We start from the raw sequence: 12,134 nt of genomic DNA, 5'->3' as shown, positions 1-12,134 counted from the left end.
GCAGCGAAGGCGGTGATCGCCGCTTTGACAAGCCGCGGGCGCCACGCGCTGACGGTGATCGTCCGCAGCGTCGCGAAGGCGGCGACCGTCCGTTCGGCGACAAGCCCCGCGGCAAGTCGTTCGGCGGCAAGCCCTCGGGTGGAAAATCCTTCGGTGAACGCTCCGGTGGCCCGCGTGGCGGCAAACCCGGCGGTGGACGTCCCGGCGGCGCTGGTCGTCCCGGTGGCAGCGGACGCCCGGCCGGCGGCGGCAAGCCGCGCGGCAGAGGAAACTAAGCGGCCGTGCGGATCGTCGGTGGAGAGTTTCGGGGTCGCAGCCTGGCGACCCCCAAGTCCAACGATATCCGGCCGACCACGGACCGGACGCGCGAAAGCCTGTTCAACATTCTGAGCCACTCCTATCCGGACGCGCTCGACGGCACCCGTGTGCTCGACCTTTTCGCAGGCACCGGCGCCGTCGGCTTCGAGGCTCTGTCGCGTGGGTGCCGGCAGGCACTCTTCGTCGAGCAGGGCGTCGAGGGCAGGGGACTGATCCAGACGAGTATCGAGACGCTCGGCCTGCAGGGGCGGGCCAAGGTCTTCCGGCGCGACGCCACCAGCCTTGGCGGCGTCGGTACGATGGAGCCGTTTCACCTGGTATTCGCCGACCCGCCCTATGCCAAGGGGCTGGGCGAGAAGGCGCTGGAATCGGCAGCCATCGGCAACTGGCTCGTGCCGGATGCGCTGGTGATCCTCGAGGAGCGCGCGGACGTCCAGCCGGCACCGACGGCGGTGTTCGAGCGCCTCGACGTCAGAGTCTTCGGCGACACCCGAATGCATTTCTATCGCTTCCGCGGCGCCTGACGCCATATTTCTGGTGTGCTTGCGCAGGTAGGCTGCGTGAGGATAGTCGTTTTCCGTAACCGCCGTGCGGAGGCATGCCGATGAAGCAGGATCTTTCGATGACGGGTCGACCGGAGCGAACGCAGAGCCAGCCGACGGTGGCCCTGGCACTCGGTGGCGGCGGCGCGCGCGGGCTCGCGCATATCCATGTCATCGAGACTTTGGACGAACTCGGCATCCGCCCGGTGGCGATTGCCGGCTCCTCGATCGGCGCGATCATGGGCGCCGGCATGGCGGCAGGCCTGACCGGCCAGGAGATCCGCGAACACACGCTTTCGACCGTCGGCCATCGCCGCCAGGTCCTGAACCGCCTGTGGCAATTGCGGCCAGCGAGCCTTTCTGAAGCCATGGCAAGCGGTTTCCGCTTCGGCCAGTTCAACGGGGAGCGCGTGCTCAAGGCCTTCCTGCCGGCGGCCATCCCGCCAAAATTTTCAGATCTCGACATCCCGTTGAAGGTGATCGTCACCGACTATTACGCCCAGACCGAGCACGTCTGCGAAAAAGGTGACCTGTGGAAGGCGCTGGCTGCCTCCGCCGCGCTGCCGGCGATTTTCACGCCGGTGGTGATCGACGGCCGGGTGATGATCGACGGCGGTCTCTACAATCCCATTCCCTTCGACCATCTGCGCGGCCTGGCCGACATCGTCATCGGTGTCGATGTCGTCGGCGGCCCGGATGGCGACGGCAAGACGATCCCGAGCCGCATCGACAGCCTGTTCGGGGCGAGCCAGCTGATGATGCAGTCGATCATCGCCATGAAGCTGAAGGAGGGCGCACCGGACATCCTGCTGCGTCCGGATGTCGGGCGTTACCGGGTGATGGATTTCCTGCGGGCCCAGGAGGTGCTGAAAGGAACAGCTGCCATCAAGGACGAATTGAAGCGTGCGCTTGACGAGCGCATGACCGCCCTGCAGCGCACCTGACCGCTAGCGGCAGCCCGACCAGGGAGGTGCGCCACGAGGCCGGGTGGCCTCAGGCGCTTTCCCTTTCTTCGGCGGGCAGGCCCGGCAGGATCTTCTCACCCGTCTCGGCGGAGTGATCGACCTCGCGCTTCGGCTTGACCAGCGGCTCGGGTCTGACCGGCCGCGAATGCAGCATGTCGCGGCCGGCAGTGATGCCTTCGGCCTCCTGCAGCACCAGCCGCGCCTCGTCGCGCTTGCGGATATCGTCCATGATCGCGATTGCCTCGTCGTCGCCGACGCCCAGTGCTTCCAGCGTCTTGCGGCCGAAGAGCAGGCCGGATTCGAAGGTCTCGCGCAGTTCGTAGTCGACGCCCTTGGCACGCAGCTCCAGCGTGTGCAGGCGGTCGTAGGAGCGGGCGTAGATGCGCGCATTCGGGTATTCGGACTGGACGAGGTCGATGATGTGGTCGGTCGTCTCTTTCTTCTGGGTGCACACGGCGACGATCTTCGCCCGTTCGATGCCGGCGGCGCGCAGCACGTCGAGGCGGTTGCCGTCGCCGAAATAGATGCGGAAGCCGAAGGTCGCCGCCTGGCGCACGCGCGCGGCGGAATGGTCGATGATGGTGACGTCGCGGCCGCCCGCGAGCAGGATCTGCGCTGCGATCTGGCCGAAGCGGGAAAAGCCGATCATCAGCACGTCGGCATTGGCGCCGTCGAAATCTTCTTCGATCTCCTCGTCCATCTCGTCCTGTTCGCGCATCAGTTTCGGTGCGAGCATGGAGGCGAGCGGCGTCAATGCCATCGACAGCGTGACGACGGCGACCAGCAGCGAGGCGTCGCCGTCCGAAAAGACGCCGGCGGTTGCCGCTGCCGTGAACAGCACGAAGCCGAATTCGCCGCCCTGTGGCAGAAGCAGGCTGATGCGCACCGCGTCGTTGTGGTGCGATCCGGTCAACCGGCAGAGCCAGTAGAGTACGAGGCTTTTCAGCGCCATCAGCAACGGCACGGCAATGATGATCAACTGGTAGCGCTCGACGATGACGCCAAGCTCCAGCGACAGGCCGACGGCCATGAAAAACAGCGCCTGCAAAATACCGCGGAACGGCTCGATATCCGCTTCCAGCTCGTGGCGGTAGGAAGATTCAGCCAGGAGCACGCCAGCCAGAAACGCCCCCATCGCCATGGACAAACCGGCAAGCTGCATCATGGTCGCCGCCCCCATGACGATGAGCAGTGCAGCCGCGATCATGACGTCGCGCGCGCCGGTGCGGGCGATGATCTGGAACAGCGGGTTGACGAGATAACGGCCGGCGGCAAAGAGCACGACGATCGCGGTGGTGGCGATCGCGAAGTCTTCAAGCGGCGGCGTGGTGTCCTCGGGCGCCTGCAAGGCCATCAGCGGGATGAGCGCCAGCAGCGGCACGATGGCCAGATCCTGAAGCAGCAGGATCGAAAAAGCCCTCTGCCCGTAGCGCGTGTTGCGGTCGTTGTTCTCGTCGAGGATCTGCATTGCAAAGGCCGTCGACGACAGCGACAGGCCGAAGCCGGCGATGATGCTGCCACCATGCTCGAGGAGCCCGAGCGCATAGATGGCGTAGGAAAGCAGGATGCCTGTCAGCAGCACCTGCGCCGTGCCGAGGCCGAAGATATCCCGCCGCATTTGCCAGAGGCGCGAAGGCTTCAGTTCGAGCCCGATGATGAAGAGCAGGAAGACGACGCCGAGTTCCGAAACGTGCAGGATCTGCTCGCCTTCGGTAATGCTCTGGGCGACGGGTCCGATCAGAATGCCGGCCGAGAGATAGCCGAGGATCGTGCCGAGCCCGAGCCGCTTGAAGATGGGAGCGGCGATCACTGCGCCACCGAGCAGCATCAGGGCCTGGGAATAGATGATCGGTGTCGTTGCCATGCCTCAGGCTTTCACTGTTGATGAACCCGGCTCCCAAGCGGAGCTTTCGAGAGCGCTTCATTTTGCGGTGTTTGAGCGGGAATCGGGCCGATGCCCTTGATGCCTGCTTCGCCGCACAATAAATGGGGCAGGAATGAAAGGCCACACCATGTCAGACACGATCGATTCTGCCGACCTCGAAAAACGCGCATCCGAACTCGTGGACCTCGCCCGCAAGGCCGGCGCCGATGCGGCGGACGCGGTGGTGGTGCGCGGACGCTCCCGCTCCGTCTCCGTCCGCCTCGGCAAGGTCGAAGCGACGGAAGCCTCCGAAAGCGACGACTTCTCGCTCCGCGTCTTTGTCGGACGGCGTGTCGCCAGCGTTTCGGCCAATCCGGGCTTTGACCTGAAGCTGCTCGCCGAGCGCGCGGTGGCCATGGCCAAGGCTTCGCCGGAAGATCCCTTTGCCTCGCTGGCGGACGCCGACCGGCTGGCGAAGTCCTATCCGGACCTCGACCTCTTCGACGCCACGGCGGTTTCCACCGAAACTCTGACCGAAGCGGCGCTTGCGGCCGAAGAGGCCGCACTTGCGGTCTCCGGCGTTACCAATTCCAGCGGTGGCGGCGCCTCGGCCGGCATGGGCGGGCTCGTACTCGTCACCTCGCATGGCTTTTCCGGCTCCTACATGGCCACCCGCTTCGGCCGCTCCGTCAGCGCGATTGCCGGCGAGGGCACCAAGATGGAGCGCGACTACGACTATGACAGCCGCCTGTTCTTCGCCGACCTGCGCGACGCCGACGAGATCGGCCGCCTTGCCGGTGAGCGTGCGGTCGCCCGCATCAACCCGCGCCAGGTGCCGACCGCCAAGAATGTCACCGTCGTCTTCGATCCGCGCATGGCCCGTGGCTTCGTCGGCCATTTGGCCGGCGCCATCAATGGCGCGGCTGTTGCCCGCAAGACGAGTTTCCTGCGCGACATGATGGGCAAGCAGATCCTGAAATCGGGTCTTTCGGTGACGGACGACCCGTTGATCGTACGCGGCTCCTCGTCGCGGCCGTTCGACGGCGAAGGGGTCAGCGGCGAAAAGCTGGCGATGGTCGAGGATGGCGTGCTGAACCACTGGTTCCTGTCCACCTCGGCAGCGCTCGAGCTGGGGCTTCAAACCAACGGCCGCGGCGTGCGCGGCGGTCCGACCGTCAATCCGTCCTCGACCAATCTGGCGCTCGAGCCGGGATCGATCTCACGGGACGATCTCATCCGCAGCGTCGGTACCGGCTTCTACGTCACCGAGCTGATCGGCCAGGGCGTCAACATGGTGACCGGCGAATACAGCCGCGGCGCCTCCGGCTTCTGGATCGAGAACGGCGAGCTGACCTTTGCCGTCTCGGAAGTCACGATTGCGTCCAATCTCAAGGACATGTTCATGGCGCTGACGCCGGCAGACGACATCGACCGCAAGTTCGGCGTCGCGGCACCAACGCTCGCCATCGAGGGCATGACGCTCGCCGGCCTCTGACAAGGCCGCAGGAAAAGCAGGCGCGGGGAGCCCGCGCCGATCCCGCCTTCCGGACAAGGGAGAGGCGGGCTGACGGGGTTTTGAATGTCTGACACTGCACCATCGGGCGCGGACTGGAAGCCGGATCTCGACGTGATCCGCGCCGCTGCGGTCGTCGCCGGCGAAACCGCGCTCGGCTACTTCCGCAAGGCGCCCGACGTCCGCTGGAAGAACGAGGGCCGCTCGCCGGTCAGCGAGGCGGATCTCGCCGCAAACGATGTGTTGAAGACGCGCCTGCTTGCGGCCCGGCCCGATTACGGCTGGCTCTCGGAAGAGACGGACGACGATCTGAGCCGGCTGTCGCGCGAAACCGTCTTCGTCGTCGATCCGATCGATGGCACGCGCGCCTTCATCGCCGGCAAGGAGCTCTGGTGTGTCAGCGTCGCCGTCGTGCATCGTGGCCAGCCCGTTGCCGGCGTGCTCTATGCTCCGGCGCTCGATGAACTCTTCGAGGCGGTCGCAGGCGGCCGCGCGCTGAAGAACGGTGCGCAAATCTCGGTGCGCGAAGCAAAGCCCGGGGAAACGCTGCATCTGGCGGCCGCCGAAGACACGATCGACAAGCTTCCGGCGCCCTATCGCAGCGCCGTTACCCGTATCCCGCATGTGCCGTCTCTTGCCTATCGGCTGGCCATGGTTGCCGACGGGCGGATCGACGGTACGCTGGTGAAGAAGAACGCCCACGACTGGGACCTGGCTGCGGCCGACCTCATTCTAGCGAGCGCCAACGGCGCGCTGGTCGATCTCGACGGGCGGGCGCTTTTCTACAATCGATCCACTGTCGTTCACGGGGTTCTCTGCGCGGCGGCAAAGCCGCTCTTGCCGGACCTGATCGCCGCATCGCGGTCCATGGAGCCCCATTGACCTTTGAGGCTGAATGCCTCAAATCAACGCCCATACCCAACAAGAATAAATGGAAGTCCAATGGCTCACGACACCGAGAAAAAACAACGTCTGCACCTCGTCTTCGGCGGCGAACTCACCACGCTGACTGACGTGCATTTCCGCGACCTGGACAAGCTCGATATCGTCGGCATCTACCCGGACTACGACAGCGCCCTGACTGCCTGGAAATCCAAGGCGCAGATGACCGTCGACAACGCGCACATGCGTTACTTCATCGTCCACATGCACCGTCTGCTCGACCCGGAAAACGGCTGATGCCGATGAGGTCGGGATGCGCGGTGTTTACCCGCATGCCAGTCGCCCTTAAGTCTCTCCGGGCCGGAACGGCCGGGGAAGGTGACCTGTCATGAGCAGCTTTCGCGCGCGCCTGGCGCTCTCCAGCTACCGCTGGATCGGCTCGGCCATCTATCCCCTCGTCTGGTCCTACCTTGCCGTTCGCGCCGCGAAGGGCAAGGAGGATCCGGCGCGTCGCCGCGAGCGCTACGGCCATGCCAGCGAGCCGCGGCCGCAGGGTCCTCTGGTGTGGTTCCACGCGGCAAGCGTCGGCGAGACCAACGCCGTCATCCCGATGATCAAGGAAATCAGGCGGCGCGGCATCCACGTCGTCTTGACGACCGGGACGATGACCTCGGCGCGGGTCGTGGCCGAACGCCTGGGGTCGACGGTCATCCACCAGTATGTCCCGCTCGATTTCAAGCCGGCCGTCAGCCGGTTCCTGAACTATTGGGAGCCGGATCTGGCGATCATCGCCGAATCCGAAATCTGGCCGATGACCATCCTGGAACTCGGCCGTCGCCATATCCCGCAGGTTCTGGTGAACGGGCGCATGTCCGACCGGACCTTTGCGCGCTGGAAGCGCCGGCCGGCGCTCGCCGACGCGCTGTTTGAGAACCTTGCGCTCGTCATTGCCCAGTCCGACGTCGACGCGGAGCGCTTCCGCACGCTCGGCGCGCTGCCGGTGATGGTGTCGGGCAATCTAAAGGTCGACACCGACGCACCGCCACACGATCCGCAGGCGCTGAAGGAATACCGCCAGCAGATCGGCGCCCGCAAGACCTGGGCGGCGATCTCGACCTTCGACGGCGAAGAGGCCGCCGCCGGCGTCGTGCACCGCGCGCTCAAGGAGCGAACCGGCCTTCTGACGATCATCGTTCCGCGCCATCCCGATCGCAGCGACGCCATCGAGGCGGCGCTGACGGCCAAGGGGCTGAAGGTCGCCCGGCGCACGCGCCGCGATCCGCTCACCCCCGACGTCGATATCTTCCTTGGCGATACGATCGGCGAAATGGGTCTCTATCTTCGCCTGACCGAGGTTGCCTTCGTTGGCCGTTCGCTGTTTGCCGAAGGCGGCCAGAACCCGCTGGAGCCGGCGATGCTCGGCTGCGCGATCCTTTCGGGCGGCAACGTCCAGAACTTTCGCGAGACCTACCAGACGCTGGCCAAGAACGGCAGCGCCAAGATCGTGCGCGATGTCGAGATGCTGGCCAAGGGCGTCAACTATCTGCTCGCCAACGACGACATGCGTCGCTCGATGATCGATGCCGGCCTTGAAACCGTGCAAGAGATGCGCGGTGCCCTGTCGGCGACGATGAAGGGGCTCGAGCCCTATATCAATCCGCTCGTCGTCAAGGCGCGCCTCAACCCGCCGACCGACAACTGATCCAGCAGGAGACGAAGCCTCGTCATGACCGCAGCCAAAGCCATCGCCGGCATCCTTTTCGACAAGGATGGAACCCTGCTCGACTACGCAAAGAGCTGGGTGCCGGTGAACTACGAACTGGCGCGGATCGCGGCAAAGGGTGACGAGGCCCTGGCCCGCACGCTGCTTGCAGCCGGCGGCATGGATGCTGACACCGGCCACGTGCTGCCCGACAGCCTGCTGGCCGCCGGCAACACGGTCGAGATCGCGACCGGCTTCGTCGGCGCAGGCGCGCCCTTCACGATTGCCGAACTGACGACCCTGCTTGACGGCCTGTTTGCGCGCTCGGCGGAATATGCCGTGCCGGTGACCGATCTCGGTGCTTTCTTCGCCGGGCTGCATGCCAAGGGCTACCGCCTTGGTGTCGCCTCCAGCGACAACGAGCGCTCGATCCGCGAAACCGCAAAGCGCTTCGGCTTCGAGAACTACCTGCACTATGTGGCGGGCTATGACAGCGGCTACGGCGTCAAGCCCGAGCCGGGCATGGTGCTTGGCTTTTGTGCGGCGACCGGCCTTGAGCCGCAGCAGGTCGTCGTTGTCGGCGACAACAATCACGACATGCACATGGGCCGCAGCGCCGGCGTCGGCATGACGGTGGCGGTCCTCACGGGCACCGGCTCACGACAGTCGCTTGCGGCGGCGTCGGATCATTGCCTCGCCGACATCACCGAACTCGAAGCTGTCCTCTAGATCGGGTTGTGGCAGCGGCCTGCCGCGATTGCCTTCGGTTGCGCACCGCGATCGGTCCGGTTCAGCGCCCCTGCCGTGGTTGCATCGGTCTCCATAGCTTGCGTTTTTTCCCGTTCTGACGTTTTTTGTCGCAATCCGCCGGTTTCGACCGGCGAACAAACCGTCCCTCCCGGACAAGGAAGGACCTGAGCGGCCGGGAGGCCACGGAACGAAGATGGTATCGGAAGCGCCGCCATTCTGGTGGACCAAGGCGGATTGGCGTGCGCGCGCGTTGTGGCCGTTCTCATGGGTTTACGGACGGATCGCCGGCATGCGCATGGATCGCGCGCAGCGCGCCTCGGTGCCGGTCCCGGTCATCTGCATCGGCAACTTCACCGTCGGCGGCGCCGGCAAGACGCCGACCTCCATCGCGCTTGCCCGCGTCATCCGCGAGAAGGGGCTGAAGCCCGGGTTCTTGAGCCGCGGTTATGGCGGCTCGCTCGACGTGACGACCGTCGTCGATCTGGAACATCACCGCGCCCGCGATGTCGGCGACGAACCGTTGCTTCTGGCGAAGGAAGCCTTGACCGTCGTCTGCCGCCGTCGCGTCGATGGGGCTCGTCGGCTGGTGAAGGAAGGTGTCGACATCATCATCATGGACGACGGCTTCCAGAGCGCGCGGCTGGCCTTCGACTTCGCGCTTTTGGTGATCGATTCCCGCCGCGGCATCGGCAACGGCTATCTGGTCCCGGCCGGTCCGGTGCGCGCGCCGCTGTCGAACCAGCTCCGCCACGCCACGGCCCTGCTCAAGATCGGCGACGGCACCGAAGCCGACGCCCTGATCCGTCGCGCCGCCCGCGCCGGCAAGCAGATCTATGAAGCCGAGGTCATAAGGCACGACGACGGATCGCTTGACGGCGTCAAGGTGCTTGCCTGGGCGGGCATTGCCGATCCGGAGAAGTTCTATCGCACCGTCCGGGAGACGGGCGCCGTCATCGAGGAAACCCGCAGTTTTCCCGACCATCACCATTTTTCCGAGGACGAGATCGCCGATCTGCTCGACCGCGCTGCAGCGCTCGGATGCCAGCTCGTCACCACCGCCAAGGACCTGGTGCGCCTGGAGCCCGGCCACGGCCGCGCCGCGGAGCTTGCCGCAGCGAGCAGGGTGATCGAGATCGACGTACGCTTCGACGATCCGATGGCTCCAAAAAAGATCATCGAGACGGCGCTTGCCGCGGCGCGTGCCCGCAAGCTGCGCGAAGGCGCGGCTAAGTAACGGCGCCTTTCGGGCTTTGGTGTGCCGGCGCTCGAGCTTGGTTAGCGGCGTTGGTTGGGCAGCGCGCCTGCGCGCTTTTCCGCTTCGAGCGAGGCTTCCGCGTCGACATAGGGCTCCTGCCGGGCGACGCTCCAGTAACGCAGCTCATCGACGGGGATGATCTTGCCGGTCATCGCGCAGATCACGTGCGAGCCCGCAAGCACGATCTGAAAGTCGCCGTCGAGATAACGGATCTTCGCTTCGCGCGAAGCGCTTCCTTCAAACCGGTTCATCATGCTCGGCGCCTGTTTCCGTCTTCGTTGTGGGTTCTCTGGTCTAGCTCGCCGCCCGGAAAAATGCCAGTCGCATTTCGCCGGACGGGAAGATCAGCTCCGGCCGAACAGCCGTTCGATATCCGAGAGCTTGAGTTCGATATAGGTGGGGCGGCCGTGGTTGCACTGGCCGGAGCCGGGCGTCGCCTCCATTTGCCTCAAGAGCGCGTTCATCTCCTCGGTGCGCATGCGCCGGCCCGAGCGCACCGATCCGTGGCAGGCCATGGTCGCGGCGAGATATTCGAGCCGGTTTGTCAGCCCGCTTGCCGTATCCCATTCGGCAAGCTCGTCGGCGAGTTGGCGCACGAGACCGACGGCATCCATTTCGCCGAGCATGGCCGGCGTTTCGCGCACCGCGATCGCGCCCGGGCCGAAGCGCTCGATCGCAAGGCCCAGGCGGGAGAACTCCTCCGCATGGGTCATCAAGCGGTCGCAGTCGTCTTCGGGCAGATCGACGATCTCCGGGATCAGCAGCGCCTGGGCGGCGACCGGCCGCGAATGCAGTGCCGTACGCATGGCTTCGAACACCAGCCGCTCGTGGGCGGCATGCTGGTCGACGATGACGAGGCCGTCATTGGTCTGGGCGACGATGTAGTTTTCGTGCAACTGGGCGCGCACGGCGCCGAGCGGGAAGGACTGCGGCTGCGGCGGTTGCTGGACCTCCGGCGCCGGCACGGGCATGTCCCGCTCGAACGGGGTGGCAACACGCGCCGATGGGGCGGAAAACGCCGCAAAGCTCGCCTGCGGCTGCTCGCCGAGATGGCGCAGCATGGAGTCAAATTGTGTCGGCCGGGAAGGGGAGGTCTCGGCGCTCCAGGGCTGCGGGCGGTAATCACCGGAGCGGAACGCCTGCATCATGCCGCGGGCGCCCGTCGTCGCGGCGCGGTCGCCGTCGCGTGTCAGCGCCTGGCGGATCGCGCCGATGATCAGTCCGCGGATAAGGCCGGGGTCGCGGAAGCGCACGTCGGACTTTGCCGGATGCACGTTGACGTCGACGAGCGCCGGGTCGAGCGTGATCGACAAAACGGCGACCGGATAGCGGCCGCTCGGGATCGTCTCGGAATAGGCGGCACGGATCGCCGACAGCAGCAACTTGTCCTGCACCGGGCGGCCGTTGACGAAGACATATTGCTGCAGCGAGTTGCCGCGATTGTAGGTCGGCACGCCGGCAAAGCCGGTCAGTTCCACGTCTTCCCGCGCTGCATCGATCTCGATCGCGTTGTCGCGGAAATCCTTGCCGAGCACCTGCGCCATGCGCGCCAGCCGGTCGTCGCCGGTTGCCGGGAATTCGAGCGTCGAGCGGTCGCTGCCGGAAAGCACGAAACGAACCGCCGGAAACGCGATCGCCATGCGGCGCACCACTTCCGAAATGGCGGCCGCTTCTGCCTTCTCGGTCTTCATGAACTTCAGCCGGGCCGGGGTGGCGAAGAACAGGTCGCGTACCTCGACCACCGTGCCGGTATTGGCGGGCGATGGGCGCACCGGATCGGTCTTCCCTCCGGCAATGGCGATGATCGCTCCTTCGCTCGCGCCGGCCTTGCGTGTCGTGATCGACAGCCGGGCGACCGAACCGATCGACGGCAGAGCCTCGCCGCGGAAGCCGAGGGTGCGGATGTCGAACAGGCTGTCGTCGAGCTTCGACGTACAATGCCTGCGGACTGCCAATTCAAGGTCGCCAGGCGTCATGCCCGAGCCGTTGTCGGTGACGCGCAGCAGCGTCTTGCCACCGCCGGCGGTTGCGATCTCGATGCGGGTCGCGCCGGCGTCGAGCGCATTCTCGATCAGCTCCTTGGCGGCGCTGGCGGGACGTTCGATCACCTCGCCGGCGGCGATCTGGTTGATGAGGGTTTCTGAAAGCTGCTTGATGGCCATGCCCCATTTTCCGGGATTCGCCATGGAAACGGAAGGGGGAACGATATCTCGTCCCCGGTCACGAGCGTCTGGTTCGGTTACCCTTGAAAAATGAGCGAGGGTTTAATCGGCCCTTAACACTCTGCTGCGATTTTCCACAACAACCTGAATGATCACGGGTTTTGTCTTTTGAGCCTTGCGG

The 12,134-nt window shown here is 65.5% G+C and carries 11 protein-coding genes and 1 pseudogene; 9 read left to right on the top strand and 3 right to left on the bottom strand.

All coding sequences use genetic code 11. From position 1 onward, the window contains the following. The 3 genes and pseudogenes from L981_RS21905 to L981_RS21895 all read left to right on the top strand — a co-directional run. Window positions 1-275 (top strand): annotated as a pseudogene (locus L981_RS21905) (pseudouridine synthase); the annotation flags it as partial. Window positions 276-281: 6 nt separating this feature from the next. Beyond that, the gene (rsmD, locus tag L981_RS21900; protein ID WP_043620999.1) at window positions 282-842 is read left to right on the top strand and encodes a 16S rRNA (guanine(966)-N(2))-methyltransferase RsmD; all 561 of its coding nucleotides are present in this window, start codon (window positions 282-284) and stop codon (window positions 840-842) included. Between the two features lie 80 nt (window positions 843-922). Next, window positions 923-1,804, top strand: a complete 882-nt coding sequence (locus L981_RS21895; RefSeq protein WP_043621021.1) for a patatin-like phospholipase family protein — start codon at window positions 923-925, stop codon at window positions 1,802-1,804. 49 nt (window positions 1,805-1,853) lie between these two features. On the opposite strand, the gene L981_RS21890 is transcribed toward L981_RS21895, so the two are convergent. Continuing rightward, on the bottom strand, window positions 1,854-3,689 hold the full coding sequence (locus L981_RS21890; protein ID WP_043620997.1) for a monovalent cation:proton antiporter-2 (CPA2) family protein: 1,836 nt from the start codon (window positions 3,687-3,689) through the stop codon (window positions 1,854-1,856). A gap of 148 nt (window positions 3,690-3,837) precedes the next feature. Here L981_RS21890 and L981_RS21885 point away from each other — a divergent pair, with 148 nt between their 5' ends. The 6 genes from L981_RS21885 to lpxK all read left to right on the top strand — a co-directional run bounded on the left by L981_RS21885 (window position 3,838) and on the right by lpxK (window position 9,770). Beyond that, complete coding sequence (locus tag L981_RS21885; RefSeq protein WP_043620992.1) at window positions 3,838-5,184, top strand: TldD/PmbA family protein; 1,347 nt, start codon at window positions 3,838-3,840, stop codon at window positions 5,182-5,184. A gap of 84 nt (window positions 5,185-5,268) precedes the next feature. Further along, window positions 5,269-6,084: a 3'(2'),5'-bisphosphate nucleotidase CysQ gene (locus L981_RS21880; RefSeq protein ID WP_043620987.1), complete on the top strand. Its 816-nt coding sequence runs from the start codon at window positions 5,269-5,271 to the stop codon at window positions 6,082-6,084. A 60-nt stretch (window positions 6,085-6,144) separates the two neighbouring features. Beyond that, complete coding sequence (locus L981_RS21875; RefSeq protein ID WP_043620984.1) at window positions 6,145-6,381, top strand: DUF4170 domain-containing protein; 237 nt, start codon at window positions 6,145-6,147, stop codon at window positions 6,379-6,381. Window positions 6,382-6,472: 91 nt separating this feature from the next. Next, window positions 6,473-7,786: a lipid IV(A) 3-deoxy-D-manno-octulosonic acid transferase gene (gene waaA / locus L981_RS21870; protein ID WP_043620982.1), complete on the top strand. Its 1,314-nt coding sequence runs from the start codon at window positions 6,473-6,475 to the stop codon at window positions 7,784-7,786. A 24-nt stretch (window positions 7,787-7,810) separates the two neighbouring features. Continuing rightward, window positions 7,811-8,515 (top strand): HAD family hydrolase, encoded by a 705-nt coding sequence (locus tag L981_RS21865; RefSeq protein WP_043620978.1) that lies wholly within the window; start codon window positions 7,811-7,813, stop codon window positions 8,513-8,515. A 214-nt stretch (window positions 8,516-8,729) separates the two neighbouring features. Further along, window positions 8,730-9,770 (top strand): tetraacyldisaccharide 4'-kinase, encoded by a 1,041-nt coding sequence (lpxK, locus tag L981_RS21860; RefSeq protein ID WP_043620975.1) that lies wholly within the window; start codon window positions 8,730-8,732, stop codon window positions 9,768-9,770. 41 nt (window positions 9,771-9,811) lie between these two features. Here lpxK and L981_RS21855 read toward each other — a convergent pair whose 3' ends face one another. Continuing rightward, window positions 9,812-10,045, bottom strand: a complete 234-nt coding sequence (locus L981_RS21855) for a DUF2093 domain-containing protein (protein WP_043620973.1) — start codon at window positions 10,043-10,045, stop codon at window positions 9,812-9,814. 90 nt (window positions 10,046-10,135) lie between these two features. Further along, window positions 10,136-11,953, bottom strand: a complete 1,818-nt coding sequence (gene mutL, locus L981_RS21850; RefSeq protein WP_043620971.1) for a DNA mismatch repair endonuclease MutL — start codon at window positions 11,951-11,953, stop codon at window positions 10,136-10,138. Window positions 11,954-12,134: the final 181 nt, after the last annotated feature.

Origin of the sequence: Ensifer sp. ZNC0028 (genome assembly GCF_000799055.1) — a bacterium.
Classification (GTDB): Bacteria; Pseudomonadota; Alphaproteobacteria; order Rhizobiales; family Rhizobiaceae; genus Ensifer.
The sequence above is the reverse complement of the archived record's forward strand: the minus strand, read 5'-3'. Positions and strand labels throughout refer to the sequence as shown.

Coding starts and splice junctions, on each gene's coding strand:
- L981_RS21855 (WP_043620973.1), bottom strand. CDS start 10,045: ATGATGAACCGGTTTGAAGGAAGCGCTTCGCGCGAAGCGAAGATCCGT.
- L981_RS21885 (WP_043620992.1), top strand. CDS start 3,838: ATGTCAGACACGATCGATTCTGCCGACCTCGAAAAACGCGCATCCGAA.
- L981_RS21865 (WP_043620978.1), top strand. CDS start 7,811: ATGACCGCAGCCAAAGCCATCGCCGGCATCCTTTTCGACAAGGATGGA.
- lpxK (WP_043620975.1), top strand. CDS start 8,730: ATGGTATCGGAAGCGCCGCCATTCTGGTGGACCAAGGCGGATTGGCGT.
- mutL (WP_043620971.1), bottom strand. CDS start 11,953: ATGGCCATCAAGCAGCTTTCAGAAACCCTCATCAACCAGATCGCCGCC.
- L981_RS21890 (WP_043620997.1), bottom strand. CDS start 3,689: ATGGCAACGACACCGATCATCTATTCCCAGGCCCTGATGCTGCTCGGT.
- L981_RS21875 (WP_043620984.1), top strand. CDS start 6,145: ATGGCTCACGACACCGAGAAAAAACAACGTCTGCACCTCGTCTTCGGC.
- waaA (WP_043620982.1), top strand. CDS start 6,473: ATGAGCAGCTTTCGCGCGCGCCTGGCGCTCTCCAGCTACCGCTGGATC.
- L981_RS21895 (WP_043621021.1), top strand. CDS start 923: ATGAAGCAGGATCTTTCGATGACGGGTCGACCGGAGCGAACGCAGAGC.
- L981_RS21880 (WP_043620987.1), top strand. CDS start 5,269: ATGTCTGACACTGCACCATCGGGCGCGGACTGGAAGCCGGATCTCGAC.